The organism is Bradyrhizobium cosmicum (assembly GCF_007290395.2).
Lineage (GTDB): Bacteria > Pseudomonadota > Alphaproteobacteria > Rhizobiales > Xanthobacteraceae > Bradyrhizobium > Bradyrhizobium cosmicum.
In genome coordinates this window covers 747,273-773,629 of the sequence record NZ_CP041656.2, presented here as the reverse complement: position 1 = coordinate 773,629, position 26,357 = coordinate 747,273, and the positions used below count along the sequence as shown (strand labels likewise).

Genomic DNA, 26,357 nt, shown 5'->3' with positions numbered 1-26,357 from the left:
AACAACTCGGCCGCCGCGGTCAATGCCCGAGCTGTTGAAGCACGGCGGACCACAGCGCAAGCGGCTCCCTGAGGGCTCCCGGCTCGGACGGCTTTGGGCGAACGGCGGTGTGCACCATGACGAGCTTGGTGGCCGGATCGACCAGGATGACCTGACCGCGGATGCCGAGCAGGGCAAATCTGCGCTCCTCGCCGGGGAGGAGCCACACCTGATAGCCGTAGCCGAAATACGGTGTGGCCACGCGCGGAGCGAGATGACCGTCGCCTGGCCTGACGGTCGTGGCATCCAGCAGCCACTGCCGGGGGATCAACTGACGGCCCTCCCAGACGCCGTCGCTTGCGAGCAGCCGGGCCAGGCGCGCATAGTCACGCAAGGTTGCGTTGAAGCAGCAGAAGGCGATCTCCTGCCCGCTCCCATCGATCGCCCATGACGCATCCGCTTCGGTGCCGATGGCATCCCAGATCCGGTCGTGGAGATAGTCGGCAACGGGCGTGCCGGTCGCAGAGCGCAGGACCAGGCCCAGGATCTCGGTCTCCACGCTTGCATAATGCCATCTGGTCCCCGGCGGCGCGGTTCGGGTATTGAATTGCGCGACGACGGCGGCAGGGTCTTGCGTCTCTTCAACGAACAGCGCTCGTCCGAGCCGGGCGATGTCATCGTGCCCATCATAGACTTCCGAGAATTCAACGCCTGACGACATGTTCAGCAGGGCCCGGATGGATGTGTTTCCATATTCCGTGCCGGCAAGGCGAGGGACGTAGGTCGAGATGAGGTCGTCGATCGACTTGATGCGGCCCTCCGAGACCGCGATCCCGACCAGCATGGCCACCAGCGTCTTGGCCATGGACTGCGACAGAAAGCGGTCGTGATCGGTCCGCGAATATTGATAGTGCTCGTACAGGATGGTGTCGTCTCTGGCGATCAAGAGGCCCGTCACCGGATTACGCTTGAGGTAGTCCGCGATGCTCAGCCGTTCCGTGCCGAAACTGTAGGTGATCGACGGCTCCGGCGCGCGCTTGAATTGCCAGGGCGCCGCCGCGCGACCGATCTTGCGCGAGGGGTAGATCTCGCCGAAATGGCTGTAGACCCCAACGAGCTTGTCAAGCTGGGTGGCGGTCCCCCGCACCCCGACGGGATAGCCCTCGGCCGCACCGTAGATATCAGCATCGGGGCCGCTATCCGAAAACACCGGCCCCGGCTCGGCGGGAGAGTTTTGGGCGTCCTGTGCAGAGGCCAAGGGCGACCAGACCGCGGAGGCGAAAATGATAGACAAGAAAAGGCTGCGGCAAACGTGCGGCCTGCGGAGCGCTCCCCAAGACATCGTACCTGACTCCCCACACGGTCTGACGTGCGCGTGACGAGAGGCACGCTATCATTCCGGATGGACGGTGTCAGCATGTGGGCCCATGGCCGTCATGGGCGGCGCACCTCGAAGTAGGTTTTGCTTCCACGATCAAAGCCCGCTCCCTCATAGAAGTGGAGGGTGCTCTCCTGCTTCGAGCCCGTTGCCAATAGAACCTTATAGCAGTCTGCCTCCCAGCCAATTTCCAACGCATGGGCAAGAACTCGTCGACCGAGCCCCAAGCGGCGGTAGTCGGCGTGAGTAACAACATTCTCGATCACACCGTATGATCGGCCGCCGCGGGACAAGTTGGGCACGATCGCAAGCGTGCACGAAGCAACCAGCAGCTCCGCTGCTTGCGCCACGATCACGGTCATGAAGCCGGATGCAAGTAATCTCGACCAGACGCGCTCGGCATCAGCCGCCTCGAGCTGAGGATCGTGCGGATGAAGATGCCGGTAGAGGTTCAGCACCTCGGGCAGATCATGTCTTGTTGCAGTGCGGATAATGGCTTCGGTCATCTACTGACATCAAGGGACGTGGTTCGCTGGCGATATTATCAGAAACCAGCAATTGTTGTCGTGAGGCGACGTGCAATGCACCGCTGACCTTGCCCTCCACCGCCGGATACGCCACCATCTCAAGGCGCGCACCATCAACAAGACCAGAAGCGCCGAGGAAACGCATGAGCAAGCCGCTGGGCATCGACTATGGCTGGGTGATCGTCGCCGCGGGGGCGCTGATGACCTGTGTCGGTTTCGGCACGATGCTGTCGCTTGCGGTGTTCCTGCAGCCGATCTCGGAGACGATGGGATGGTCGCGCGCCGGCGTGTCGGCTGCGGCGACGATCGATTTCCTCTGCATGGGCGTGGCCGCGTTCCTGTGGGGCACGCTGTCCGACCGGTTCGGCACCCGCATGGTGGTGCTTGCCGGAAGCCTGCTGCTGGGGCTCGGCCTGGTTACGGCGAGCCAGGCCACGCAGCTGTGGCAGTTCCAGCTTTGCTTCGGCGTGCTGATCGGAATTGCCGCCGGCAGCTTCTACGCGCCGATGATGGCGCTCGCGAGCGCCTGGATCGACAAGAACCGCAGCCTCGCGGTGGCGCTGGTCTCCGCCGGCATGGGCGTGTCACCAGTGACGATTGCGCCGACCGCAAGCTGGCTGATCACGGCCTATGACTGGCGCACCGCGATGCTGGTGATCGGCATCGCCGCCTGGGCGCTGCTGATCCCGGCGTGCTTCCTGGTACGCCCGGCGCCGGTAGCTGCTGGCCCCGCGGCGGCGGATGCAGCACCGGAAGTCGAGCTGACCGCAGCGCAAGCGCTGCGCACGCCGCAATTCATCGCGCTCGCGGCGGCGCACTTCGCCTGCTGCGCCGCGCATTCCGGCCCGATCTTCCACATGGTGTCCTATGCGATGGTCTGCGGCATCGCACCACTGACGGCGGTGACGGTCTACAGCGTTGCCGGCGTCTCCGGGCTCGGCGGGCGCCTGCTGCTGGGCGCGGCGGCCGATCGCATCGGCGCAAAACCGGTGCTGGTCGGCGGCCTGTTCGTGCAGGCGATGTGCATCGCGACCTATCTTGCGGTGGCGCAGCTCGGCGAATTCTACGCGCTGTCGGTCGTGTTCGGGCTCGCCTATGGCGGGGTGATGCCACTCTATGCGGTGCTGGTTCGCGAGTTCTTCGGCGCGCGCATCATGGGCACCGTGTTCGGCGCGGTGTCCGCCTTTGCCAGCCTCGGCATGGCACTAGGGCCATGGGCCGGCGGACTCGTGTTCGACAACTTCCAGCGCTACACATGGCTGCACGCCGGCTCCTTCGCGATCGGGCTTGCTGCGGTCGCGGTGGCGCTGAGCTTCCCGACCAAACGCAGGCAGCAGCTCGACCTCGGCCGTGCGGCGGTGTGACGGGAACCGGGCCTCACGGGCCGCGCAGAACATAGAATTTCGAGTCGACGACATCACCGGAAGCGACGCCGGCAATTCCGCCTTCTGCACTTCCTTGAAGTTTCTCTTCTCGTAAGATCGATGCGCGGCAAGAAACTTGTCGGTCGTGCCGAGGTAGATTGCGCTCACGCGCCGGCTGCGCATGCGCCAGCAGCGTATCGAGAAGCTTTCCCGCCACCCGCCGGTCCGCGAACGGAGCCGCAACGAACATCTTGCGAAACGCCGCCTCGTCCTGACCCGATATCCTTCAACCGAAGCGGGGACGCGCACTCATCACAGTGATGAGTGCGCGCGCCCAAGCCGGCACGCGATCAGTAGTCCCAGAACACCGGCACGAAGCGAAAGGTGTCGCCGTCGCGCGCCACGTGCCCGACCGACGGGAACGGCATATGCGTGGCGACCAGCAGCTCGCCGGTCTTCGCCAGATCCCGCAAGAGCCGGCCGCGAACGCGGGAGGCCTCCTCCGGGTCGTGTTCGAACCCGTTGAACCAGTCAGGGTGGTCGAAGCCGACCGTAAAGACGGCGTCGCCGGCGAAGGTCAGCGCATCGGCGCCGGACGTCAGGCGGACAATGCTGTGCCCGGGCGTGTGGCCGCCGGTGCGACGGACGACAACGCCCGGCGCAATCTCGTGCTCCTCGTCGAACTGCCGCAACTGGTTGTGGTACATCCTGGTGAACTGCCTGGCCGCCGCCCGCAGCGCGTCCGGAAAACCTTCCGGCATGGCGGTGCGGGAGAAATCAGGCGCCTCCCAGAACGCGACCTCCGCGGCCGCGACGTGAAGCTGCAGGTCGGGCCGCAGCCGCTCCTTCACACCGTCGACGAGCAGGCCGCCGACGTGGTCCATGTGCATGTGGGTCAGCACCACGTCGGTCACGGAGGAGAGATCGATGCCGGCCGCCTCCAGCCGCCTGATCAACTGCCCGGCCCTCGGCAAATGCAGGTCCGGGTCAGACCCCAGGCCTGCGTCGATCAGGATGGTCCTGTCGCCGCTGCGGACAACGACCGCGTTCAGAGCCCAGTCGAACGCGTCTTGCGGCAGGAACATGTCCTTCAACCAGGCGGCGCGGACGGATGGGGCGGCGTTGTGTCCCAGCATCTGGGTCGGGAGCGGCAGCACGCCGTCGCTGACCACAAGCACGTCGATGTCGCCGACTTTCAAGGCGTAGCGCGACGGGACCAGCTCTTCGGGCTGCGGTCCGGCGAGGTGCGGGGTGTCGTGCAGATTCATGGTCGTCTCCTGTTGGGTGTTGCGGATGGCTCGATTCATCGTTGAGAACTCCTGGCGCTTGGCGCTGATGATGTGTTCAGAGATCGGTGACGCGCTCCGGATCGGCCGACGCCAGCGCGGCGGCGCGTTCGGCGAGCGGCGGATAGATCCAGACCGTGTTGATCTCGCGCTTCGTCTTCTTCGCCTGATCGCCGACCATCTCCACCTTCCGCTCCCAGCCGCGCGTGAACAGAGCGCCGGCTTCGCCGAGATCGAGGCAGGTGACGTAGGCCTTCTGGTGATACGGCCTGGTCGGAACGCCTAGCAGCTCGGCGGCAGCGTTGTTGCCGGCAAAGGCGCCCATCCGCGTCGCGTGCTGGCACGACATCAGCGCGTAGTTGCCGGCATCGTCGCAGGCCGCGCGCGCGGCGTCGCCGGTGGCGAAGACACTGGCCACACCGGGCACGCGCAGATCGCGGTCGACCAGCAGCCGGCCGAAATTGTCGCGCTCGCCGGGAATCTGCGCGGTCAACGGTGCGGCCCGGATGCCCGCGGCCCAGATCACCGTTGCGGTCTCGATGCGTTCGCCGTCGGACAGGGTGACGCCGGATTTGTCGAGCGAAGCGACGCCGACACCGAGCCGGGTCTCCACGCCGACCTGCTTCAGCGCATCCGCGATGACGGGACGCGCAGCTTCACCCATGTCGGGCGCAATCGCCGTGTTGCGCTCGACGATGATGATTCGCGGCCTAGCGTCACGGCCCAGGCTCTTGCAGAGTCGCGCCGGCATTTCGGTTGCCGCCTCGATGCCCGTGAATCCGCCGCCCGCGATCACGACGGTGTCGCGCATGTCCGATATCGGCCAGCTCACCAAATGTTGCAGATGCCGGTCGAGCGCGATCGCGTCGTCGAGCGAGTCGACGCTGAAGCCGTGCTCGGCAAGGCCGGGAATGTTCGGGCGGAACAGCCGGCTGCCGGTGGCCACGACCAGACGATCATAGGAGAGCTTCGTTCGCTTCCCACCGGGCGTCGCAATGCCCACTTCGCGCGCTTTGGTATCCACCGTCTCGGCGGCGCCCTGCACGTAGACGACATCGACCGCCTTGAGCACGTCCAGCAGTGGCGCCGTCAACGTCTCGGGCTTTGGCTCGTAAAGCCGCGGGCGAACAACGAGTGTCGGCTGTGGTGCGACCAGCGCGATCTCGAGCTGATCGGGCGAGGCGCCCTTGATGTCACGCAGCCGAGCAGCGGACAGTGCGGCGTACATGCCGGCGAAGCCGGCGCCAATGATGACCAGTCGCATGTGATATCTCCTGTGATTTGAACGGATCGATGCGGAACGATCACGCCGCGAAGAACGCCGACAGCTCGGCGTTGACGACGCCGGCATGGGTCGTGCACATGCCGTGCGGCAATCCTTGGTAAATCTTGAGCTTGCTGTTCCTGAGCAGCTTCGCCGACAGCGGCGCGGAATCGGCAATCGGCACGATCTGATCATCGTCGCCATGCAGGACGAGGGTCGGCACCGCGACGCTCTTCAGATCCTCTGTGAAATCGGTCTCCGAGAAAGCCTTGATGCCGTCGTAGTGCGCCTTGGCGCCGCCCATCATGCCCTGGCGCCACCTGTTCCAGATCACTGCCTGCGATGCCGCGGCGCCCGGGCGGTTGTAGCCATAGAAGGGACCACTCGCGAAATCCAAATAGAATCGCGGCCTGTTGGTGGCGAGTTGCCGACGCAGATCGTCGAGAACCTCGATCGGCACGCCGCCGGGATTGTCTTCCGTCTTCAGCATCAGTGGCGGCACCGCGCTGATCAGCACCAGCCTGGCCACGCGATCACGGCCGTACCGCGCGACGTAGCGTACGGCTTCGCCGCCACCGGTGGAATGTCCGACATGGATGGCGTTGCGGAGGTCGAGGTGGTCGACGACCGCCGCGACATCGGCCGCATAGTGATCCATGTCGTGGCCGTCGCCGACCTGGCTCGAACGCCCGTGACCCCGGCGATCGTGCGCGATCACGCGATATCCCTTGCCGGCGAAGTACAGCATCTGGGTGTCCCAGTCGTCGGCGCAAAGCGGCCAGCCGTGGTGAAAGACGATCGGCTGGGCGGATTTCGGTCCCCAGTCCTTGTAGAAGATCCGTACGCCGTCCTTCGTCGTCACCGACGTCGTCGGATCGATCCATTGAGCGGCGGATGTCGAGCGGCTGGATTCCTCGCCGGTCGCCGTCGAGGAGCGGACGGAGAGTGAAATCGCAGACATGACCGAGGTCGCGAGGACCTTCCGGCGCGAGGTGTTCGCAAGCTGATTGAGCGGGACGTTCCAGGCCATTCTTCTTCTCCGTGTGATTGGCGTAGGCATGCTGCTGATCTAGCCAACCGGATGTGCCGCTGCCCCAGCGCCGTTGCTGCGATTGCAGAGCGATTGCTCTTCTGGCGAACCAATTTTCAAATTCGCACGAAACGCTCTAGCGCCCACGCCGGCGCCAACCGGTCGGAGTCTCGCCTGTCAGCCGCTTGAATGCAGCGGCGAACGCGGTCTGGGAGGCGTAGCCAAGCGCGGCGGCGACCGTGACGACCGACGCGTCGGTCTCGCGCAGCATCTGCATCGCCTGCTCGAGCCGGTGCTGGCGCAGCCAGGCATGGGGCGAGAGCCCGGTGCTCTCCTTGAAGGCCCGGCAGAAGTGGAAGCGCGAGAGGCCAGCGTCCGCAGCGAGCGTCGCAAGCGAAACATCCGCATCGCTCTCCGAGCGGAGGCGCTCGATAGCGCGCATCAGCACCTTCGGTGCCAGCCCGCCCACAACCGGCCGGACCGTGCTCGGCGCGCCGGCATGCGCGGCCAGCAGACGCGTCGCCAGAAGGTCCGTCAGTTGCTGCCGGAAAAGCGAGTCGAGAGTTTCATTGCCTTCCAGCACATCCGCGGCGCTCAGCAGCAGCCGGGACGTGATGGGATCGGGATGCGCCGTGCGCTCCAGCAGATCGATCGGCCGGGCCGTGTCGGCTTCATCGGCCACGCGCATAAGCGTCTTGTGCGGAAGATAGAGCTGAACGACATCGACCGGTTTTGGAATATCCCATCTGGAGCTCGCGCCCTCCGGAATGATGATCACGACCCCGGGACGAAACGTGCCGGCCGAGACAAACCGTCCCGAACGCCGCTCCATGCGCTGCACCGCGCCGTTGTAGGCCATGATCACATGATGGGTCATGGGCGCGACGACGTCGTGCAGCGGGTCGTGTCTCCAGTGCGCGATCCCGCCGCCGGAGGAGTCCAGGGCCATGCGGAACGGCTCGGTCCCGAGCACGCGGGCCATTTCCGCATCGGCGAGGGGCCGATCGGCCGCGGCTGGAGACGCCTGGCGCGGCTCGGACGTGGCCGCCGGCTCCTCCCGCGAGCGATCGTGCGAGACAGGCTTGGTCATGGAAATGGGCTCGCAAGCTCGGCGGCAGACGGGCGTGATGAAGGCCGCGCGCTACTTGCGACGCGTGCCCAGCCAATCCTCGAAGCGGATGGCGCCAATCCGCGGGTTGCTGCCGGGCGTGAGCGACCGGTCGTCCAGCTCCGCTCCGAAATAGCGGGCGTGGATATCGGCAACGACCTTGCGCGGGTCCCTGGTCGCGGCCAGGTATTTGCGGCCGAATTCGTCGAGGCTCAGTTGCTCCGGGCCGGCGAGCTCGATCATGCCGTTAATGGGATCGGCGAGCGTCACATCGGCCAGCGCGGCTGCGACATCGTCCGAGGCCACCGGTTGAAACAGCGCGGGTGACAGCCGAGCGGTCTGGCCGTCGGATGAGGAATCGACGATGCCGCCGATGAATTCGAAGAACTGGGTGGCGCGCAGGATGCTGAAGGGAATCGTCGAACTGCGGATCAGATTCTCCTGTGCGAGCTTGGCGCGGAAGTAGCCGCATTCCGGAAGGCGATCGGTCCCGACGATGGACAACGCGACGTGATGCCGCACTTTGGCGACGGCCTCGGCCGCAAGGAGATTGCGCGTCGACGTTTCGAAGAACGCCAGAACGGCGCGGTCCTCGAAGGACGGTGAGTTCGCGACATCCACGACGATGTCTGCGCCCGAAAGGGCCCGATCGAGACCCTCGCCCGTGACGGCGTCGACGCCCGAGCGGGGCGAGGCCTGAACGACATCGTGGCCTTTTTCACAAAGCACGGCCGCAAGCTTGGCTCCGATCAGGCCGGTCCCGCCGATGATGACGATCTTCATGATGATTTTCCTCGATTTTTCCGGCCAACGATGGCCTTGTGACTGACGCGAGGATGCGCGCATGCGGACGGGAAAGCCTTGCACCCGGCCTGAATTAGCCTTCAATTTTCCTTGGCTTCCCGTCCAAGCGGAGCGTGGATTTGCGTTTCTTGTTTGAGAACTATTGCCTGGACGCCGAACGGCGCGAGTTGACCTGCGGCACCGAGCTCGTCGCGATCGGGCCAAAGGTGTTCGACCTGCTGCTCTTTCTGGTTCGCAACAGGGACCAGGTGGTGAGCCGCGACGATCTGCTGGCGGCCGTCTGGGACGGCCGGATCGTCTCCGAATCGACGCTGACGAGCCACGTCAACGCGGTCCGAAAGGCGCTCGGTGATACCGGCAAGGAGCAGCGCCTGATCCGGACGGTGTCGCGCAAGGGGATGCGCTTCGTCGGCGACGTCCGGGAGGACGCGCCGCTCGCGCGCGCGGCGGCTGCACCGTCGGCCATCGCGATCGAAGCCCCCGCACCGATCCTGTCGCTGCCGGATTCTCCGTCGATTGCGGTGCTTCCGTTTCGAAACCTCAGCGGCGACGCCGGGCAGGATTATTTTGCCGACGGCGTGGTGGAAGACATCATCACCGCGCTGTCGCGCATCCGCTGGCTGTTCGTGATCGCCCGTAATTCGAGCTTCACCTACAAGGGCCGGACCGTGAACGAGAAGCAGGTCGGCCGCGAGCTCGGCGTGCGCTATGTCGTCGAAGGCAGCGTGCGTCACGCCGCAGGCCGGGTGCGCATCACGGGACAGCTCGTGGACGCCGCGACAGGCATCCACCTATGGGCTGAAAGATTTGAAGGAACGCTCGATGACATCTTCGAGCTGCAGGACCAGATCGCAATCAGCATCGTCGGCGCGATCGCCTCCCAGCTCGAGCGCGCCGAGATCGAGCGCGCCCGGCGGAAACCGACCGGCAATCTCAGCGCCTACGATCACTATCTGCGCGCCATGCCGCATTTGCACCGCGGCACGCGAGAAGCGATCGACGACGCGTTGCCGCTGTTTCACAAGGCCATCGCACTCGATCCCGAGTTCGCCTCGGCCCATGCCATGGCGGCCTGGTGCCATTGCTGGCGCAAGATCAACGGATGGATGACCGATCAGCCGCGGGAGTCCGCCGAGGGTATCCGGCTGGCGCGTCTGGCGATGGAGTTGGGCAAGGACGACGCCGTCGCGCTGACACGGGCCGGACACACGCTCGCCCATCTCGCCGGCGACGTGGACGGCGCCCTCGCACTGCTCGACAAGGCGCTGTTGCTCAACCCGAACCTGGCGGCGGCCTGGTTCCTAGGAGGCTTCCTGCGGGCCGAGCGCGGCGATCCCGAAGCTGCAATCGAGTTCCTGACCCGTGCCATGCGGTTCAGCCCGCTGGATCCCGAGATGTTCCGGATGCAGGCCGGCATGGCGATGTCGCATCTGTTTGCCGGACGTTTCGAGCTGGCCTTGTCCTGGGGTGAACAATCTCTCCGGCAGTTGCCAAGCTTCGTGTTCGTCGCGGTGATCATCGCCGCCTGTCACGGGCTCGCCGGACAAGCGGAGCAGGCGCGGGATGCTGCGGATCATCTGCGCAAGCTCGATCCTGCGTTTCGCATCTCCAGGCTCGATGGCTGGATACCGATCCGGCGTCCGGAGCATCGCGCCAGCCTCGCGAACGGCTTGCGGCTGGCGGGCTTGCCCGAGTGAGAGGCACGTCGGTGCGCTCACTCCTGGAGTGAGGACATCCCGGCCGTACCGACCGCTCCGGCGCGCGCAGCACCGCCAGCCATCACTCGATGATGCCGAAGTCCGCCACCGGCATCACCCAATAGACGAGGTTGGTCCCGGCAAACGACACCTTGAGCCGCTCCAGCAGGCGCTCGGCAGCAGCGTTTGGCAGGACGATCCGGACCAGCACCTGGTCGGCATGTCCCTTGACGCGTTCCTCCGGGCTCTGCAGCCGCACGTTGGCGCCATGTCCCGCGGCATCGGAGGCCGTAAAACCCGGCACCAGATCAGTCTGCTCGCTGAGATAGTCGAACAGCTCGTCGCGAAGCTGGCGCGCGGCGATCAGGGTGAGGCAGACCGCTTCGCTGGTCATCTGGCCGCCTTGGCAGTGCCGCCGAACCGGCGATACAGGATCGGCAGCAGGATCAGGGTCAGCAGCGTCGAGGACAACAGGCCCCCGATCACCACGATGGCGAGGGGGCGCTGGATCTCCGATCCCGGCCCCGTCGCAAACAGCAGCGGGATCAATCCGAGCGCAGTGATGCTCGCGGTCATCAGCACCGGCCGCAGCCGCCGCCTGGCGCCGTCGATGACGATGCGCTCCTCGGCCAGACCGTGCGCGCGCAACTGATTGAAATACGAGACCAGCACGACGCCGTTCAGGACCGCGATGCCGAGCAGCGCGATGAAGCCGACGGACGCCGGCACCGACAGATATTCACCGGTCGACACCAGCGCAAAGACGCCGCCGATCAGCGCAAAGGGGATGTTCACGAGCACCAGCAGGGCATGGCGCACGGAGCCGAAGGTGGTGAACAGCAGCACGAAGATGAGGCCGATCGCGACCGGTACCACGATCGACAGCCGCGCGGCCGCGCGCTGCTGGTTCTCGAACTGTCCGCCCCAGGTGAGCCGATAGCCCTTCGGCAGCGGGAGCTCGGTCGTGACCTTCTGCTGGGCCGCTTGCACGAACCCGACCATGTCGCGGCCGCGGACGTTGGCGCGGACGACGCTCATCCGGTTGCCGTTCTCGCGGTCGATCTTGACGGGGCCATCGACCCGCTGGATGCGGGCGACCTGCGACAACGCGACGTGCTGGCCGGACGACAACGTCAGCGGCAGGCTCGCGAGCAGGGTCGGCGCCTCCCGCGTCGTCTCGCTGCCCCGGACCAGGATCGGGGTGCGGCGGCCGTCCTCCAGCGCCGTCCCGATGATTCGTCCCTCGATCTGGGTGCGCAGCGCGTTGGAAATGGCATCCACGGTCAGGCCGAGGCGCCCGGCTTCCATCCGGTTGACCGCGACCGTGTAGTATTGGGCGCCCTCGTTGATGGTCGTGTAGACGTCTTCAGCGCCATCGATGCTCGACAGGATCGCGGAGAGTTTCGTCGCGATGTTGTTGAGCTGGCCGATGTCGGTCCCGAAGATCTTGACCGCGACGTCGCCGCGCACGCCGCTGATCATCTCCTGCACGCGCATGTCGATCGGCTGGGTGAAGCTGAGCGACAGGCCCGGGAAATCCGCCAGCACGTCGCGCAGGACCTGAAGCAATTCCGTCCGGTCCCGGGTTTTCCTCTCATCCACGGGTTTCAGCACCAGAAACGTATCGGTCTGGTTCGGCCCCATGGGATCGAGGCCGAGCTCGTCCGAGCCGGTCCGGGCGACGATCCCGGCCACGTCAGGCACCTTCATGAGGGCCGCCTGCAGCCTGGCATTGATGGCCATGGATTCATCGAGATTGACGGACGGCAGCGTCTCCACGCTGACGATGACGTCGCCTTCATCCATGGTCGGCATGAAGGTCTTGCCGAGCTGCGTGTAGGCGTAGCCTGCCGCGACGAGCCCCAGCAGCGCGACGAAGACGACCTTGCGTTCGTTCTCCAGGGCCCAGTCCAGCGCCGGCGCATAGACACGCTGCGCGAGGCGGATCAGCAGCGGATCGCCATGGCTCGCGGATTTGAGCAGAAAGGAGGTCGCGACCGGAACCACGGTGAGAGCCAGCAGCAGCGAGCCGGCCAGCGCGAAGATGATGGCGAGCGCGACCGGAATGAAGAGTTTGCCCTCCAGCCCCTGCAGCGTCAGCAGGGGCACGAACACGATGATGATGATCAGGACGCCGGAGGCGACCGGCTGCAGCACCTCGCACACCGACCGGAATATTATATGGATCAACGGCGGGCCCTTTCCGGGCTCGTGCTTGCCGAGATTGCCGACGATGTTCTCGACCACGACGACCAGCGCGTCGATCAGCATGCCGATCGCGATGGCGAGGCCGCCGAGGCTCATCAGATTGGCGGACATGCCGACCGCGCGCATGGCAAGAAGCGCAATGACGATGGCCAGCGGCAGGCTGAGCGCGATCACCAGCGAGGCGCGCCAATTGCCGAGAAACAGCAGCAGGAGCACCACGACGAGCACGGTGGCTTCGCCGAGAGCCCGCACCACCGTTCCGACCGCACGCCCGACCAGCCGGCTGCGGTCGTAGAACACGTTGATGGAGACGCCCTTCGGCAGCGACGGTTGCAGTTCCTCGAGGCGCGCGCGGACGTCACGCACGAGCTGGCCGGCATTGGCGCCGCGCAGGCCGAGCACGAGGCCTTCCACCGTTTCGCCATGGCCATCGGAGGAGACGGCCCCGTAGCGCGTCAGCGCGCCGACCCTGACGCGCGCCACGTCGTTGACCCGGATCGGAACCCCCTCGCGGGTGTCGATGACGATGGCCCTGATGTCGTCGATGGTGCGAATGCTGCCCTCGATGCGCACGAGCGAGCTGTCCTCGCCCTGGTTCACGCGCCCGGCCCCGTCGTTTCGGCTGTTGGCCTCGATGGCCCGCCGGAACAGCTCGGAGGAAATCCCGCGGGCGGCGAGCGCGTCGGCCAGGGGAACGATCTCGAACGCCCGCACATGGCCGCCCAGCGAATTGACGTCGGCAACGCCTGGGACGGTGCGCAGCGCGGGGCGGATCACCCAATCGAGCAGGGTTCGCCGCTCGGCCAGCGACAATTCGGCGCTGTCGATGGTGAACATGAACATCTCGCCGAGCGGGCTGGTGATCGGCGCCAGTCCGCCGCTGACGCCCTCCGGAAAATCGCGCGCGATGTTGGACAGCCGCTCGGAGACCTGGTTGCGGGCCCAGTAGATGTCGGTGCCGTCCTCGAAATCGACGGTGATGTCGGCCAGCGCGTATTTGGTGGTGGAGCGGAGAATCTTCTTGTCGGGAAGCCCGAGCAGCTCGAGCTCGATCGGAACGGTAATGCGCTGCTCGACCTCTTCCGGGGTCAGGCCCGGTGCCTTCATGATGATCTTCACCTGCACCGGAGACACGTCCGGAAAGGCGTCGATCGGAAGGCCCGGGAGAAAGACCGCAGCGGCTCCGACCAGCAGCAGCACGCCGAGTGCAACGAACAGCCGCTGCGACAGCGCAAATGCGACCAGACGCTGCAGCATTACTGGCCAGCTCCGAGCCGCGAGAGAATGCCCCGCAATGCCGAGATGCCGCCGATTGCGATCTCGTCCTTGTCGCTGATCGGGCCGGCGACCACAACGTGATCCTGGTCCTCGGCCAGCAACGTGACGGGAACGAGACGGAAGCCGCCTGCGATGGCCACAAAAACCGAGGTCTGCTCGCCGCGGCGAACGAGGCCGCTATAGGGAATCTCCCAGGCGCTTTCGCCCGCGGAGAGAAAGCTGATGCGCGCCGTTGCGGTCTGGCCGGGGCGCAGCCCACCGCCCTCGTTCGGCATCTCCGCGCGAACGAGGATGGTCTGGCTTGCCGCGTCGGTCGTCTCGGACACCAGGATGACACGGCCCGGCGCATCATAGCCTTCGATCTCGACCTTAGCGCCGGCTTGAACGGCCCGGATGCTCGACGCGGGAATTGCAATCTCGGCCCACACCGGTGAAAGCCGCGCCAGCTTCACCAGCGGCGCTGCCTGCTCCAGCCGCTGCCCCGGGGAGACCGCGATGTCGACGACGGAAGCCGCCTGCGGCGCGTGGACGGTCAGCGTGGCGCTGATCGCGGCGTCGTTGATCAGGCGTGAGACCGCCTCGTCCGACATGCCGCTCAGATGGAGCATTTGCCGCCGCTCGGCCAGCACGATGCCGGCCTGGCGAGCCTCGGTCTGGCTGGCCTCCAGAACGCGCTGAGGCACCGCCTTGCCCTCGAACAGATCGGCATTCCGCCTCAACTGGTTGTTGGCGAGAACCTCCTGCGCCACGGCTTGCAGATAGTCGCGCTGCAGCGAGACGAAGCTCGGGCTCTGCAGGGTTACCAGCTTCTGTCCAGCGATGACCCGATCGCCGCGCGCGACCGCCAGATTGGTGACCATGCCGGCGACCGGCGCGCTCACCACCCATAATTGCGGGGTGGGAATTACGATCTGCGCCGGATAGGGCAGCGTCTGATCGGTCCGGCTCGAGATCGGATGGGTCACGCGGACCCCGAGGTTCTGAGCCTGCGTCGCGGTGAGCTTCACCTCGTCATCGGCGATCGCAGCGCAAGGCAGGCTGGCGAGTGCAAGCAGGACTGGGCCCAGCATCCGCGATCGGCGCCGCGGGCACTTCACGCGAGGGAGCGAGAGCATCAATGCAAACTTCGAATGTGATTACGGACTTTAGATAGTCCGGATGGATCCGGGGGTGTTGACCTGCATCAATCCGGGGGCATGACGAGGATGTCGGCAAGGCGATCTCTTGCCGAAAACCGATAGTCGCCGGCAGGCGAAGCTCCGGCGCACCGTCCCCGCTTGCGGCGAATGAGCGCGCTCTCCATGCACCCACTGCATCGAGTCATGCAAAAGGATGGGACGCCCCCATTGAAACACCGAGGCCTGCCGCCCTTGTTGTTAAGCAATTTCTGACAGCTTTCGACAAAAGCAAGATTCTGGAAATGCCTGGGAATTCTCAATGATCAAGCTCAAGTCGATTGCCGCTCGCCTGATTCTCGCCATCGCGCTCACGGTCGCGGTGGCCTGCGCCATCCTCTCCGGCTTCTCGATCACCCAGCAGCGGGCGCTGACACGCATGGCGCTCGATCAGCAGCTCAAGCTGCAATATGAAAGCGTGATCGCGGCGATCGACTATGAGGGGCGCGCGGCGCTCGCCGTCTCGTCCGTGATTGCCTCACTGCCGCCGGTCGGCGACGCCATCGCCAAGGGCGACCGTGACGGCCTCGCCGCGCTGCTCGGCGACGCCAACAAGTCGCTGAAGGCGCAGGGCATTCCGCTGATCACCTTCCAGCTTCCGCCCGCAATCGCGTTTTACCGCGTCCATGCCCCGAAGACCTTCGGCGACGACGTCTCCACACGCCGGGAGACCGTCGTCGAGGCGATCAAGACAGGCCGGTCAATCGTGGGCGTCGAACCGGGTCGCGAGGCGCTCGGCATCTTCGGCATGACGCCGATCATGCGCGACGGCAAGAGCGTTGCGAACGTGGACGTCGGCGCGGCCTTCGGCAAGGAATTCGTCGAGCGCGCCAAGAAGCGCTTCGGCATCGACCTTGCCGTCTACTCGCTCGACGGCAAGACCCTTAACAAGCTGTCCTCGACCTTCGGCAGCACGGTGGTCACCCCGCTCGACCAGTTGAAGGGCGCGGTCGACGGCACATCGGTCCGGCACGAAGCCGAACTCGACGGCCATCCGGTGGAGGTCTATGCCGGCCCGATCAAGAACTATGCAGGGGCGCCGGTCGGCGTGCTCGAGATCATCAAGGACACGACCGAATACGAGGCCGCGTTCGCCACCGCCGAGCGCAATTTGATCCTCGGCACGGTCGCGATCCTGGCCGCGGCGATCGTGCTGGCGCTGCTGCTCGGACGCGGGCTGTCGCGCCCGCTCACCGCGATCACCGCCGTCATGAACCGGCTGTCCAGCGGTGACACCAGCGTCACCATTCCTGGTAGCGAGCGCCCGGACGAGCTCGGCACCATGGCCAAGGCAGTCGAGATGTTCCGCCGCAACATGCTCGAATCCGTTGCGATGCGTGAGGCGCAGGAGGCCGACAAGGCCAAGGCGGAGGTCGAGAAGCAGGCGCTGCAGCGCCAGATGGCCGACCGCTTCGAGGCCGACGTCAAGGGCGTGGTCGCGGCGGTCGCCAGGGCCACCGAAGGTATGCAGAGCGTCGCCGGCGAGATCACTGCAAGCGTCAACGGCACCTCGCAGCGCGCATCCGCCGCGGCGACGGCGTCCGAGGAAGCCTCGACCAGCGTGAATGCGGTTGCCGCGGCGACCGAGGAACTGGCCTCGTCGGTGAGCGAGATCGGCCGTCAGGTCACCCATTCAAGCCAGGTCGCCAGCGGCGCGGTGGTCAAGGCGGCCGAGACCACCGAGATGGTCACGAGCCTTGCCGGCGCCGCCGAGCGCATCGGCGACGTGCTGCGGCTGATCAGCGAGATCGCGAGCCAGACCAATCTGCTGGCCCTCAACGCCACGATCGAGGCGGCGCGCGCAGGCGAGGCCGGCCGCGGCTTTGCCGTCGTCGCATCCGAGGTGAAGGAGCTGGCCAGCCAGACCGCGAAGGCGACCGACGAGATCGCAAGCCAGGTCTCGGCGATCCAGGCGGCGACCGGCAATTGCGTCACTGCCATCTCAAGCATCAGCGGCACCATCCGCGAGATCAGCGGCATCACCACGACGATTGCCGCCGCCGTCGAAGAGCAGGGCTCGGCGACGCGGGAGATCGCCCGCAGCGTGCAGCAGGCCTCCGCGGGCACCACCGACGTCTCCGCCAATGTCGCCGGCGCAAGCCAGGCCGCGGATCAATCGCGCGCGCTGGCCGGCAATGTGATGGCGGCCTCGGGCGAGCTCGGGCAGCATGCATCGGCGCTGAAGACGAGCGTGGACACATTCCTGGCGGGGCTTCGGGCGGCTTAAGGTTTCGGCTGGGGTTAGGACCGCCGGGCCGCGGGCTCGCTTAAACCTCTCCCGCTTGCGGCAGGGGCGCACCGCCAATCTCCCCTCGTCATGGCCGGGCTTGTCCCGGCCATCCACGTCTTGCTTCACGGTACGAAGAACGTGGATGCCCGGGACAAGCCCGGGCATGACGACCTTTTCGGATCGCGACAGCTCGTAGTCTCAAGCCACCATCGCAGCGTGGTCCTCGTCGCCGTCGATGCCGCGCTGCGCCTTCAGCAGGCTGATGATCTCGGCGTTGGGGCGAGCCTTGCTGAACAGGAAGCCCTGGCCCTCGTCGCAGCCTTCGGCTCGCAGGCAGCTCAGCTCGGCCTCGGTCTCGACGCCTTCGGCGGTGATGGTGACGCCCAAGCCTTTGCCGAGGCTGACGATCGAGCGGATGATCGCCTGGGCCTCGCGGTTGGCGCCGAGATCGCGCACGAAGGACTGGTCGATCTTGATCTTGTCGAACGGGAAGCTTCTGAGATAGCTGAGGCTGGAATAGCCGGTGCCGAAATCGTCCATCGAGATGCGCACGCCGAGCGCGCGCAGCGCATGCAGCGTCGCCAGCACCTGGGCGCTCTTCTCCAGCAGCAGCGTCTCGGTGATCTCGAGCTCCAACCGCCGCGGCGGCAGGCCGGAATGCTTCAGCGCGTCGGTCACCACCGAGAGCAGATTGCCGCTGCGGAACTGCAGCGGGGACAGATTGACGGCGACGCGGACGTCGTCCGGCCAGGTCGCGGCGTCGAGGCAGGCACGGCGCAGCATCAACCCGCCGAGCGGATTGATCAGGCCGGTTTCCTCGGCCACCGGAATGAATTCGGCCGGCGACACCATGCCGCGCTCGGCATGCGGCCAGCGCACCAGCGCCTCGAAGCCGGTGATGCGTCCGCTCGTAAGATCGATCAGCGGCTGGTAATACGGCCGCAGCACGTCGTTCTGGATGGCGTCGCGCAGCTCGACCTCGATCTTGCGGCGGCTCTGCGCCTTTGCATCGAGCGCGGCCTCGAAGAAGGCGAAGGTGCCGCGCGCATCGGCCTTGGCGCGCGACAGCGCCATGTCGGCGCTCTTGAGCAGCTTTTCGGACTCATCGCCGTCGCCGGGCGCCATCGCGATGCCGATGGAGGCGCCGATCACCACCGAATGGCCGTCGAGCAGATAGGGATCGGCGATGGCATCCAGCAGGCGTTTGGCGAGTATCACCGCGTCTTCGGGCCGCGTGAGGCCGCTTTGAACGATGGCGAACTCGTCCGAGTTGAGCCGCGCCAGCGCGTCGTCCTCGCGCAAGGTCGAGCGCAGCCGCTTGGCGACGCCGCGCAGGAGCTTGTCGCCGACCGCATGTCCCAGCGTGTCGTTGACCGCCCTGAAATTGTCCAGTCCCAGCATCAGCAGCGCGACCTTGTCCGAGCTGCGCCGCATATGCTGCAGCATCTCGTCGACCTGCTGGCGCAGCAGATTGCGGTTGGGCAGTCCGGTGAGCCCGTCATGCTGGGCCATGAAGGCGAGCCGCGCCTCGGCGCGCTTGCGCTCGGTGATGTCCATCAGCGCGAGCAGCACCGCGGGCCGCTCGGCATAGGTCAACTCGCGCGAGTAGATCGCAAGATCGATCAGCGCGCCGTCGGCCTTGACGTGCTTCCAGGTGCGCGCCGCCTGCTCGTCGCTGGACCGATCGGCGGTCCAGGGCGGCTCGCTGTCGAAGGCCTGCAGGGAGCGGATCTTCAGCCGCTCGAACTCGGCGCGGCTATAGCCGTAATGGGCGACCGCGGCGTCGTTGACGCCGAGGATGCGCTCGTCGTCCAGCGCGCAGACGATCATGGGCACGGGATTGCCGTCGAACAGCAGCCGGAACGAGGCCTCGCGCTGCTTCAACTCGGTGATGTCGACGCGCAGGCCGACCACACCGCCGTCATCGGTGCGGCGCTCCTCGATCAGGATGACACGGCCATCCGACAGCGTCTGCTCATGCCGCTTGCCGGGCTCGTAGAGCTTCTTCAGCCGCTGCGCGATCCACTCTTCCTCGTGGCCGGCGGCTTCCGGATAGTCGCCGCGGGCAACCCCGACGCGCAGCGTATCCTCCAGCCGGGCGCCTTCCTTGAAGAGATCGGCGGTCTTGCTGTAGATCTCGGCGTATTGCTTGTTCCAGAGGACGTAGCGGCCTTCCGGATCGAGGATCACGATGCCCTGCGGCAGCAAATCGACGGCCTGGCGCAGCCGTTCATGCGATTTGCGGGCCTCGGCGATGGCCGCTTCGGCTTCGGCGCGGCTCTGCACCAGCGCGTCATCTTCAACGGGCCGATGAGGCGCGCGCGCGAATCGCGGCTTGCGCGGCTGTCGGCCAGCCCTCGCGAGCACGCTCTGCTTTCGCTTTTTTGTCTTTCGAGACCCCAAACCCAACTTCACTCGTCCTCGCCGCGTCCAGCGGCCGCAAGCTTTGAGGCAAGTGTCTGAAAAAAAAGTAATCTTCGCCGGGACCGCCCCGAGACCGTCGGCTTCGCGACTGCTGCGGGCGGCCCGTTTTGCCTGTTTGGGAGGCGCGAACGGCGTCGGCGGGCAGGGCGATCCTGCTCCCTCGTCGCAATCGGAGCGAGAGGTGGTGCAAAAACGCGCGCTCTCCATGAATCAATTCCGGAGGCGCGTCCGATTGCATGCACCTATCAAGCGAATCCCGCTCCACGCACGAATATTGGTCAACGCAGGATACGGTTATCGCGCTGTTAAAAAAGCGGCCGGACGGCGCGAAATCCAGAACTTTCGAACGATCGCGGATGGTCGAGGTGCGCTCGGAGGCCGCGGCTGTAAAGACAGCGTGAGCTGCCGTCGGCTGCGTGCCTGATTGTTAACCCTGACGAGGCGTTCGGCTATAAGGATCAGCATGAGTCCCCGCCGCCTCGCACCTCTCCTGCTTGTCATGACGTTCCTGGCCGCCGGCGACGCGCCGGCTCAGGACAAGGGCAGCGTCACGCCAAAGCCCCTGCCGCCGCTCGCCAATCCAGATGATCCCACGCTCGGCGCCAAGGAGCTGTTTGCGCGCAAGCTGTTGCCGTCGAAGGGGCCGGCCCATGTCATCGGTTCCTACACCAGGGGCTGCATCGGCGGCGCCATGCCGATGCCGCTCAACGGCGACCATTGGCAGGTGATGCGGCTGTCGCGTAACCGCAATTTCGGCCACCCCGACATGATCGCGCTGATCAAGCGGCTCGCGGCCAAAGCGAGCAAGGATTCCGGCTGGCCCGGCATCCTGGTCGGCGACATCGCCCAGCCGCGCGGCGGGCCGGCGCTGTCAGGCCATGCCAGCCACCAGATCGGGCTCGACGCCGACATCTGGCTGACGCCGATGCCGGACCGTCGGCTCTCGCGCGAGGAGCGCGAAGAGATGTCGGCGGTGATGATGGTGCGGCAGGACCGGCTCGACGTCGATCCGAAGGTGTTCACGCCCGGCCATGTGCTGGTGCTGCGCGACGCCGCGCGGGAGCCGGCGGTGCAGCGCATTTTCGTCAATGCCGCGATCAAGAAGGCGCTGTGCCGCGAAGCCAAGGGCGACCGCGCCTGGCTGTCGAAGATCCGGCCGTGGTGGGGCCACGACTATCATTTCCACATCCGCATGCACTGCCCGGCGGGCGCGGGCGAATGCGAGGGTCAGCCGTCGCAATCCGAGGACGAAGGCTGCAAGCCGGCCGATCTCGCCTATTGGTTCAGCGACGGTGTGCTGCACCCGAAGCCGCCACCGGAACCGCCCAAGCCGAAGCCGCCGATGACGCTGGCGCAGATGCCGGCCGCCTGCAAGGTCGTGCTGCACGCGAGCGACGCGAAGCCGTAGGGTGTGCTTTAGGGCAAGCTGCCGCCTCATCACTCGCTGTCGTCCCGGGGCGCGCAGCGAGCCCGGGATCCATAGCCACCGGGAGTGGTTGTGGCGCGAGCCAGTAACTCAGAGTCTTCGCCAAATTCCTCCCCGTGGTTATGGATCCCGGGCTCGCGCTGCGTGCGCCCCGGGATGACAGAGTCATTACTGGCTCCTATCCCGCGGAATGCGCTAGGATCGTCCTCGCCGCCGTGCCGTAAGTCCGTGGCATCCCGGGACGCGCATCCCGCTCTTCATACCTAACCGCAAGCCCCGCATTCACAGCGCGGCCAACGATGGGATTTGACATGCGCGCCCTCGCCATCCTCGCCGCGCTCTCGCTCGGCGTCACCTCCGCTCTCGCCGCCGAAGAGCCCAGCGGCTGCGACAAGTTCAAATGGCCGATCGCGCGCGAGCGCGCCGCGCTCACTGCGCCGGATCGTGCCAGGCTCGCGTCGGGGAGCGAACAGGCCGCGATGCCGTCGTCGGCGATCACGTTGGGGCTGGTCGCGACCACGGAGGCAAAACTGCCGACACCGCCCGAACGGGCGCCGAAGGATGGCACCTTTGCCGGTTTCATCAGCGTCAGGACCGCGAAGGCCGGGCTCTATACGATCAGCCTGTCCGGCGGGGCCTGGGTCGACGTGGTCCAGGACGGCCATGTCCTCAAGCCGGTGGCCTTCAGCGGCGCCACCGACTGCGACGGCATCCGCAAGACCATGAAATACCAGCTGTCGGCCCAGCCCTTCGTGCTCCAGATCAGCGGCGCCGGGGACAATCTCGTCTCGATCGCGATCCTGCCGGGCGAATAGGCAGGGAGCGGGCGAAAGCTCGGCTTTGACCTCAAAGGTCAGCTTTGACCTCGAAGGTCGGCTTTGACCTGTTCCGCCAGCCTGTTATGGTCACGCCCAGCGACATCCTGAGGGACCGTAAGTCCATCGGGCTTCCCGGAACAGCGCGTCCGCCGATCGCGAACCTTACTCAACCAACGCCGTCTTGCGTGCCCTATTGGCGCGCACACGCGCGCATGGAGCGCCCCGATGTCCCGCCTTTCCGTACTTTTCTCCGCCTTCGTCGTTCTGCTCGCGGCCGTGTCGCCTGCCGCCGCACAGGACAAGACCATCACCGTGTTCGCGGCAGCCTCGATGAAGAACGCGCTCGACGAGATCGACGCCGCCTATACGGTCAAAACCGGCGTCAAGTTCAGCGTCAGCTATGCCGCAAGCTCCGTGCTCGCCAAGCAGATCGAGCAGGGCGCACCGGCCGACGTGTTCGTCTCGGCCGATACCGACTGGATGGATTACGCGACAGCCAAGAAGACCATCAACGAGCCGACCCGGGTCAATTTGCTCGGCAACAGCATCGTGCTGATCGCCCCGAAGGATTCCAAGCTCGACAACGTCACCATCGCGCAGGGCTTCGATCTCGCAAAACTCGCCGGTGACGGCAGGATCGCGACCGGCGACGTCAAGTCGGTGCCGGTAGGAAAGTATGCGAAGGCGGCGCTGGAGAAGCTGGGCGCCTGGCAGGCTGCCGAGCCGAAATTCGCGATGGCCGAGAGCGTGCGCGCCGCGCTGACGCTGGTGGCGCGCGGCGAAGCCAACCTCGGCATCGTCTATTCCACCGACGCCAAGGTCGAGCCCGGCGTGAAGATCGTCGGCACCTTCCCGGCCGACTCGCATCCCGCGATCATCTATCCGGTCGCCGCGACCACGACCGCAAAACCCTGGACCAGCGACTATCTCGCCTTCCTGCGCTCGACCGCCGCCAAGACCATCCTGGAAAAATACGGTTTCAAGTTCCTGGTCAGCCCGACCACCTGAGTTTTGCGACCTGATTTTCGTGCTCGACATCTCTCCCGCCGAATGGACGGCGATCCTGCTCTCGCTCAGGGTCGCCGTGATCGCAACGCTGGTGGCAACGCCGTTCGGCATTGCGCTGGCGTGGCTGCTTGCGCGTCGCGATTTCTGGGGCAAATCATTTCTCGACGCGGTGGTGCATCTGCCGCTGGTGCTGCCGCCTGTCGTCACCGGCTATCTCCTGCTCCTCACCTTCGGCCGCAAGGGCCTCGTCGGCGGCTTCCTCGCCGACTATCTCGGCATCGTCTTCTCCTTCCGATGGACCGGTGCAGCGCTCGCCTGCGGCGTGATGTCGTTTCCGCTGCTGGTGCGCCCGATGCGGCTCTCGATCGAGGCGATCGACCGCCGGCTCGAGCAGGCAGCCGAGACGCTGGGCGCAGCACCGTGGAAGGTGTTCTTCACGGTGACGCTGCCGCTGGCGCTGCCGGGCGTGCTCGCCGGCATGGTGCTCGGCTTTGCCAAGGCGATCGGCGAGTTCGGCGCGACCATCACATTCGTCTCGAACATTCCCGGCGAAACCCAGACGATTTCGTCCGCGATCTATTCGCTGATCCAGACGCCGGACGGTGACACGGCAGCGGGCCGGCTCGTGATCGTCTCGATCGTCCTGGCGCTGGGCGCATTGATCGCCGCCGAATGGTTCGCCCGCCGCGCGACGCAGCGCCTGCACGGGAACTGATCATGCTGCGGGTCGACGTCGAAAAACAGCTTGGCGAATTCTCGCTCTCCGCATCCTTCACCAGCGAAGGCCGCGTCATCGGCCTGTTCGGCGCGTCGGGCGCGGGCAAGAGTTCGCTGGTCAACATGATCGCCGGGCTGCTGCGGCCCGATCGTGGCACCATCGTGATCGACGGCGAGACCGTCGACGACACCGCGGCCGGCATCCATGTGCCCACTTATCGCCGCCGCATCGGCTATGTGTTCCAGGATGCGCGGCTGTTTCCGCATCTCAACGTCGCGCAGAATCTCGACTATGGACGGCGGATGAACGGCCTCGCGCCCGATCCGGCCCAGCACAAGCGCATCATCGACCTGCTCGACATCGGCGCCCTGCTCGATCGCCGCCCCGGAAAACTCTCCGGGGGCGAGCGCCAGCGCGTCGCGCTCGGCCGCGCGCTGCTGTCAAAGCCGCGCCTGCTGCTGCTCGACGAGCCGCTCGGCGCGCTCGACGAGGCCCGCAAGCTCGAGATCCTGCCCTATCTGGTGCGGCTGCGCGACGAGGCCAACATCCCGATGGTCTATGTCAGCCACGACGTCGCCGAGCTGCGCCAGCTCGCGACGCAGATCGTGATGCTGAAGCAGGGCCGCGTGACGTCGTTCGGCGGGGTGAAGGTGCTGCCGTGAGAAAGGCCCGTGGCCCATCCCGCCAAACTCAATGCGGGTTGCGCGGCACCTAAACCCCCGCGACCGACGTCCACAGGTCCGCAAGCTTCCTCCGCAGCTCCTGCCTTCGCGTCAGCGGCGCAGGCGTTTCCTCGTCCTCGGGCAGACGCAGACCGACGACGCTGACGCGGCCGCCGGAGATGCTGCGTGCGACCAGGACGATCTCGCCCAGCGCCAGCTCAGCGCCCTCTTTCGGCGCGCGGTCGAGATGGACGTCGAAATAGTCGGCCAGGGTCAGCTTGCTTTCGTCATCGCTTACCTTCACGCCGTAGATCTCGGCGAGCTCGGCCAGCGTGTGCTCGGCGGACACCATGAAGTCGCCGAGCAGATGCGGATCAGGCGTCGAGCTCGGCTGCATGTCGACGAAGAAGCGGTCGAGCGATTCGGCCTTCTCCGGCGGGGCCAGCAGATAGATGTAATCGCCCGGCGCGATCGGATCGGCTTCCACGGGCGTCAGGATGTTCTCGTTGCGGATCACCAGCGTCGGCTTAGACCAGGACGGGATCAGGCCGCGGCGGAAATACAGGCTCTTTGCGCGCACCGGATAGCCCACCAGTTGCTGCTCGAGCTGGCCCGGCAGATCCAGCTCGACACGCCGCGGGCCGCGCTCGGCGCGCGGCAGCGCGACGTGCAGCTTGCGCGCGGCGGGCGCCAGGGTCCAGCCTTGCAGCAGCAGCGAGATGATGACGACGACGAAGGCGACGTCGAAATAGAGATAGGCCTTCGACAGCCCGACCAGCATCGGGATCGAGGCCAGGAAGATCGCGACGGCACCGCGCAGGCCGGTCCAGGCGATGAAGATTTTCTCGCGCCAGTTGAAGCGGAACGGCGCCAGGCACACGAACACCGCGATCGGCCGCGCGACCAGCATCAGCACGAACGCGACCCCGACCGCCGGCAGCACGCTTGAACCAAGCCGGCTCGGCGAGACCAGCAGGCCGAGCAGCACGAACATCACGATCTGCGCGAGCCAGGTCGCGGCGTCGAGGAACGCCACCACTGAATTATGCGCGCGGGTCGGCCGGTTGCCGATGATGATGCCGGCGAGATAGACCGCGAGGAAGCCGGAGGCGTGCATGATCTGCGAGCCGCCGAAAATGACGAGCGCCGCGGTGGTCACGAACGGCGCATGCAGGCCCTGCGGCAACGCGACCTTGTTGAGTGCGATGACGACGAGGCGTCCGCCGAGGAAGCCGACGGCAGCGCCGAGCACCGCCTCCTGGATGAACTCCATCGCCACATGGCCGGCCGAGCTCGATCCCAGCGAGATGTATTCGACCAGCATCAGGGTGAGGAAGATCGCGAAGGGATCGTTGGTGCCGGACTCGGCCTCCAGCGTCGCACCGACGCGCGGGCGCAGGCGCAGGCCCTGGGTGTGCACCAGCAGGAACACCGCGGCCGCGTCGGTTGAGGCCACCACGGCGCCGACCAGCAGCGACTCCGTCCAGTTGAGGTCGAGCGCGTATTTGGCGAACGGCGCCGTGATCAGCGCGGTCAGCAGCACGCCGACGGTCGCGAGCACCACGGACGGCGCGAGCACGGTGCGGATGCTGGCAAAGCGCGTCTTCAGGCCGCCGTCGAACAGGATCAGGGCGAGCGCGACGGAGCCGACCAGATAGGTGGTGCGGACGTCGTCGAACTGGAGCTGCCCGGGGCCGGAATCACCGGCGAGCATGCCGACCGCAAGAAAGACGAGCAGCAAGGGCGCGCCGAAGCGCAGCGCAAGCAGGCTCGACAGGATACCGGCCATCACGAGGACGGCACCGAGCAATATGGCGAGGCTGACAGAGTCGAGGGAGGCCATTCACCTTCCGGGTACGAATTGCTGGATTTGCATCCTTATCGTCGCAGCCCCGGCGCGCCAACCCATTTTCTCCCGCTCGCGGCCATCTGGCCGTATTTTGCGGCCTTAACGCGCTTCACTTGGCGGTGTA

Annotated in this window: 22 protein-coding genes; 8 read left to right on the top strand and 14 right to left on the bottom strand. The window is 66.1% G+C overall.

The genetic code is table 11. The features are described 5' to 3' along the window. Positions 1-19: 19 nt before the first annotated feature. The 3 genes from FNV92_RS03605 to FNV92_RS03595 form a co-directional block, all read right to left on the bottom strand. Complete coding sequence (locus FNV92_RS03605; protein WP_244623770.1) at positions 20-1,273, bottom strand: serine hydrolase domain-containing protein; 1,254 nt, start codon at positions 1,271-1,273, stop codon at positions 20-22. Between the two features lie 140 nt (positions 1,274-1,413). Next, positions 1,414-1,863 (bottom strand): GNAT family N-acetyltransferase, encoded by a 450-nt coding sequence (locus FNV92_RS03600; protein WP_014439382.1) that lies wholly within the window; start codon positions 1,861-1,863, stop codon positions 1,414-1,416. Next, positions 1,826-2,029 (bottom strand): hypothetical protein, encoded by a 204-nt coding sequence (locus FNV92_RS03595; RefSeq protein ID WP_144031477.1) that lies wholly within the window; start codon positions 2,027-2,029, stop codon positions 1,826-1,828. Before FNV92_RS03595 ends, FNV92_RS03600 begins: the two co-directional genes overlap by 38 nt. Here FNV92_RS03595 and FNV92_RS03590 point away from each other — a divergent pair. Further along, positions 2,028-3,248: an MFS transporter gene (locus tag FNV92_RS03590; RefSeq protein WP_143842183.1), complete on the top strand. Its 1,221-nt coding sequence runs from the start codon at positions 2,028-2,030 to the stop codon at positions 3,246-3,248. The genes FNV92_RS03595 and FNV92_RS03590 overlap by 2 nt on opposite strands. A gap of 13 nt (positions 3,249-3,261) precedes the next feature. Here the strand turns inward: FNV92_RS03590 and FNV92_RS03585 are convergent, their stop codons facing one another. From FNV92_RS03585 to FNV92_RS03560, 6 genes are all read right to left on the bottom strand, one after another. After that, positions 3,262-3,498: a GNAT family N-acetyltransferase gene (locus FNV92_RS03585; RefSeq protein WP_244623771.1), complete on the bottom strand. Its 237-nt coding sequence runs from the start codon at positions 3,496-3,498 to the stop codon at positions 3,262-3,264. A gap of 100 nt (positions 3,499-3,598) precedes the next feature. Continuing rightward, complete coding sequence (locus FNV92_RS03580) at positions 3,599-4,555, bottom strand: MBL fold metallo-hydrolase (RefSeq protein ID WP_143842184.1); 957 nt, start codon at positions 4,553-4,555, stop codon at positions 3,599-3,601. A 37-nt stretch (positions 4,556-4,592) separates the two neighbouring features. Next, complete coding sequence (locus FNV92_RS03575; RefSeq protein WP_143842186.1) at positions 4,593-5,798, bottom strand: NAD(P)/FAD-dependent oxidoreductase; 1,206 nt, start codon at positions 5,796-5,798, stop codon at positions 4,593-4,595. A gap of 40 nt (positions 5,799-5,838) precedes the next feature. Next, positions 5,839-6,828: an alpha/beta fold hydrolase gene (locus FNV92_RS03570; RefSeq protein ID WP_244623772.1), complete on the bottom strand. Its 990-nt coding sequence runs from the start codon at positions 6,826-6,828 to the stop codon at positions 5,839-5,841. Positions 6,829-6,964: 136 nt separating this feature from the next. Next, positions 6,965-7,918, bottom strand: a complete 954-nt coding sequence (locus tag FNV92_RS03565; protein WP_143842188.1) for a helix-turn-helix domain-containing protein — start codon at positions 7,916-7,918, stop codon at positions 6,965-6,967. A gap of 51 nt (positions 7,919-7,969) precedes the next feature. Beyond that, positions 7,970-8,719 (bottom strand): SDR family oxidoreductase, encoded by a 750-nt coding sequence (locus FNV92_RS03560; protein ID WP_143842189.1) that lies wholly within the window; start codon positions 8,717-8,719, stop codon positions 7,970-7,972. Positions 8,720-8,859: 140 nt separating this feature from the next. Here FNV92_RS03560 and FNV92_RS03555 point away from each other — a divergent pair, with 140 nt between their 5' ends. Then, positions 8,860-10,437, top strand: coding sequence for a winged helix-turn-helix domain-containing tetratricopeptide repeat protein (locus FNV92_RS03555; protein WP_143842191.1), 1,578 nt, complete (start codon positions 8,860-8,862; stop codon positions 10,435-10,437). Between the two features lie 82 nt (positions 10,438-10,519). Here the strand turns inward: FNV92_RS03555 and FNV92_RS03550 are convergent, their stop codons facing one another. From FNV92_RS03550 to FNV92_RS03540, 3 genes are read right to left on the bottom strand one after another with little or no spacing between them, the layout of a single operon-like run. Further along, positions 10,520-10,831 (bottom strand): DUF3240 family protein, encoded by a 312-nt coding sequence (locus FNV92_RS03550; protein ID WP_143842193.1) that lies wholly within the window; start codon positions 10,829-10,831, stop codon positions 10,520-10,522. Further along, complete coding sequence (locus FNV92_RS03545; protein WP_143842195.1) at positions 10,828-13,902, bottom strand: efflux RND transporter permease subunit; 3,075 nt, start codon at positions 13,900-13,902, stop codon at positions 10,828-10,830. The genes FNV92_RS03550 and FNV92_RS03545 overlap by 4 nt, the downstream gene beginning before the upstream one ends. Next, entirely contained in the window at positions 13,902-14,993 is a 1,092-nt protein-coding gene (locus tag FNV92_RS03540; RefSeq protein WP_168213372.1) for an efflux RND transporter periplasmic adaptor subunit, read from the bottom strand. The genes FNV92_RS03545 and FNV92_RS03540 overlap by 1 nt, the downstream gene beginning before the upstream one ends. A 367-nt stretch (positions 14,994-15,360) precedes the next feature. Here FNV92_RS03540 and FNV92_RS03535 point away from each other — a divergent pair, with 367 nt between their 5' ends. Beyond that, the gene (locus tag FNV92_RS03535) at positions 15,361-17,325 is read left to right on the top strand and encodes a methyl-accepting chemotaxis protein (protein ID WP_143842198.1); all 1,965 of its coding nucleotides are present in this window, start codon (positions 15,361-15,363) and stop codon (positions 17,323-17,325) included. 201 nt (positions 17,326-17,526) lie between these two features. Here FNV92_RS03535 and FNV92_RS03530 read toward each other — a convergent pair whose 3' ends face one another. Continuing rightward, positions 17,527-19,695, bottom strand: coding sequence for an EAL domain-containing protein (locus FNV92_RS03530; protein ID WP_143842200.1), 2,169 nt, complete (start codon positions 19,693-19,695; stop codon positions 17,527-17,529). Between the two features lie 520 nt (positions 19,696-20,215). On the opposite strand from FNV92_RS03530, the gene mepA reads away from it, so the two are divergent. From mepA to modC, 5 genes are all read left to right on the top strand, one after another. Then, positions 20,216-21,160 carry a penicillin-insensitive murein endopeptidase gene (mepA, locus tag FNV92_RS03525; RefSeq protein WP_143842202.1) on the top strand — a complete coding sequence of 315 codons (945 nt, stop codon included), beginning with the start codon at positions 20,216-20,218 and terminating at the stop codon, positions 21,158-21,160. 329 nt (positions 21,161-21,489) lie between these two features. Next, positions 21,490-21,993 (top strand): hypothetical protein, encoded by a 504-nt coding sequence (locus FNV92_RS03520; RefSeq protein ID WP_244623773.1) that lies wholly within the window; start codon positions 21,490-21,492, stop codon positions 21,991-21,993. Between the two features lie 228 nt (positions 21,994-22,221). Beyond that, positions 22,222-23,004 carry a molybdate ABC transporter substrate-binding protein gene (gene modA / locus FNV92_RS03515; RefSeq protein WP_143842206.1) on the top strand — a complete coding sequence of 261 codons (783 nt, stop codon included), beginning with the start codon at positions 22,222-22,224 and terminating at the stop codon, positions 23,002-23,004. 19 nt (positions 23,005-23,023) lie between these two features. Continuing rightward, positions 23,024-23,719: a molybdate ABC transporter permease subunit gene (modB, locus tag FNV92_RS03510; protein WP_014439365.1), complete on the top strand. Its 696-nt coding sequence runs from the start codon at positions 23,024-23,026 to the stop codon at positions 23,717-23,719. Between the two features lie 2 nt (positions 23,720-23,721). Further along, positions 23,722-24,384, top strand: coding sequence for a molybdenum ABC transporter ATP-binding protein (gene modC / locus FNV92_RS03505; protein WP_143842208.1), 663 nt, complete (start codon positions 23,722-23,724; stop codon positions 24,382-24,384). A gap of 49 nt (positions 24,385-24,433) precedes the next feature. On the opposite strand, the gene FNV92_RS03500 is transcribed toward modC, so the two are convergent. Further along, complete coding sequence (locus FNV92_RS03500; protein WP_143842210.1) at positions 24,434-26,227, bottom strand: potassium/proton antiporter; 1,794 nt, start codon at positions 26,225-26,227, stop codon at positions 24,434-24,436. Positions 26,228-26,357 lie beyond the last annotated feature (130 nt).

Bases quoted from the DNA above. Each gene is read 5' to 3' on its own strand.
- FNV92_RS03600 (WP_014439382.1), bottom strand. From the start codon at position 1,863: ATGACCGAAGCCATTATCCGCACTGCAACAAGACATGATCTGCCCGAG.
- FNV92_RS03590 (WP_143842183.1), top strand. From the start codon at position 2,028: ATGAGCAAGCCGCTGGGCATCGACTATGGCTGGGTGATCGTCGCCGCG.
- FNV92_RS03595 (WP_144031477.1), bottom strand. From the start codon at position 2,029: ATGCGTTTCCTCGGCGCTTCTGGTCTTGTTGATGGTGCGCGCCTTGAG.
- FNV92_RS03585 (WP_244623771.1), bottom strand. From the start codon at position 3,498: ATGTTCGTTGCGGCTCCGTTCGCGGACCGGCGGGTGGCGGGAAAGCTT.
- FNV92_RS03580 (WP_143842184.1), bottom strand. From the start codon at position 4,555: ATGAATCGAGCCATCCGCAACACCCAACAGGAGACGACCATGAATCTG.
- FNV92_RS03575 (WP_143842186.1), bottom strand. From the start codon at position 5,798: ATGCGACTGGTCATCATTGGCGCCGGCTTCGCCGGCATGTACGCCGCA.
- FNV92_RS03570 (WP_244623772.1), bottom strand. From the start codon at position 6,828: ATGGCCTGGAACGTCCCGCTCAATCAGCTTGCGAACACCTCGCGCCGG.
- FNV92_RS03565 (WP_143842188.1), bottom strand. From the start codon at position 7,918: ATGACCAAGCCTGTCTCGCACGATCGCTCGCGGGAGGAGCCGGCGGCC.
- FNV92_RS03560 (WP_143842189.1), bottom strand. From the start codon at position 8,719: ATGAAGATCGTCATCATCGGCGGGACCGGCCTGATCGGAGCCAAGCTT.
- FNV92_RS03550 (WP_143842193.1), bottom strand. From the start codon at position 10,831: ATGACCAGCGAAGCGGTCTGCCTCACCCTGATCGCCGCGCGCCAGCTT.
- FNV92_RS03545 (WP_143842195.1), bottom strand. From the start codon at position 13,902: ATGCTGCAGCGTCTGGTCGCATTTGCGCTGTCGCAGCGGCTGTTCGTT.
- FNV92_RS03540 (WP_168213372.1), bottom strand. From the start codon at position 14,993: ATGCTGGGCCCAGTCCTGCTTGCACTCGCCAGCCTGCCTTGCGCTGCG.
- FNV92_RS03535 (WP_143842198.1), top strand. From the start codon at position 15,361: ATGATCAAGCTCAAGTCGATTGCCGCTCGCCTGATTCTCGCCATCGCG.
- mepA (WP_143842202.1), top strand. From the start codon at position 20,216: ATGAGTCCCCGCCGCCTCGCACCTCTCCTGCTTGTCATGACGTTCCTG.
- FNV92_RS03520 (WP_244623773.1), top strand. From the start codon at position 21,490: ATGCGCGCCCTCGCCATCCTCGCCGCGCTCTCGCTCGGCGTCACCTCC.
- modA (WP_143842206.1), top strand. From the start codon at position 22,222: ATGTCCCGCCTTTCCGTACTTTTCTCCGCCTTCGTCGTTCTGCTCGCG.
- modC (WP_143842208.1), top strand. From the start codon at position 23,722: ATGCTGCGGGTCGACGTCGAAAAACAGCTTGGCGAATTCTCGCTCTCC.
- FNV92_RS03500 (WP_143842210.1), bottom strand. From the start codon at position 26,227: ATGGCCTCCCTCGACTCTGTCAGCCTCGCCATATTGCTCGGTGCCGTC.